The sequence below is a fragment of the Halococcus hamelinensis 100A6 genome (assembly GCF_000336675.1).
GTDB classification, from domain to species: Archaea; Halobacteriota; Halobacteria; order Halobacteriales; family Halococcaceae; genus Halococcus; species Halococcus hamelinensis.
Genome location: NZ_AOMB01000018.1, coordinates 1 through 692, shown reverse-complemented (window position 1 = coordinate 692; position 692 = coordinate 1). Strand labels below are relative to the sequence as shown.

At 70.7% G+C, this 692-nt stretch carries 1 protein-coding gene; it reads right to left on the bottom strand.

The genetic code is table 11. The features are described 5' to 3' along the window. On the bottom strand, positions 1 to 692 hold a 692-nt coding region (locus tag C447_RS06560; protein ID WP_152416138.1), incomplete at both ends, for an aminotransferase class V-fold PLP-dependent enzyme.

Sequence of the window (692 nt, the reverse complement as noted above, 5' to 3'; positions counted from 1 at the left end):
CGGAAGTCCACCACCGCGCCGCGGGCACCGAGCGCGGCGACGACCCCGCGGGCGGCGGGGTGTTCGAACGCGACGTGCCCGCCGCGGCGCGACGGGTCGCGCGGCGTGCCGACGGTAAATTCGTCGCCGAGGTGGGTATCGACCAGCGCGACCAGATAGTCGGTGAGCGCGAGCGACTTCTCGCGGATCGCGTCGATCCCCGCCTCGTGAACGAGGTCGAGCGCGCCTTCGAGCGGCGCGGCGCTCATCATCGGGACGGTGCCGATCTGCCACGCGCCAGCAGTGGTGGCGGGCGTGAATCGGGGGTTCATCTCGAACTGGGTGGCTTTTTCGTGGCCCCACCAGCCCGCGAGCGCCGGCCGCGTCCCGAAGTGGCGCTCGTTGACGTAGAGGCCCGCGATGGCTCCCGGCCCCGCGTTGAGGTACTTGTACGAACACCACACCGCGAAGTCGACGCCGTGGGCCGAGAGGTCGTGCGGGACCACGCCGACCGAGTGTGCGAGGTCGAAGCCCACGAGCGCGCCGGTGCGGTGTGCGGCCGCGGTGAGCCGTTCGACGTCGAGCAGCTGACCGCTCCGGTAGAGCACTGAAGGGAGGAAGACCAGGTCCACGTCGTGTGCTTCGAGCGCGGCGACCACGCGCGCCTCGTCGATGGTGCGCCCGTCGTCGCTCTCGACCTGTCTCTTATACAC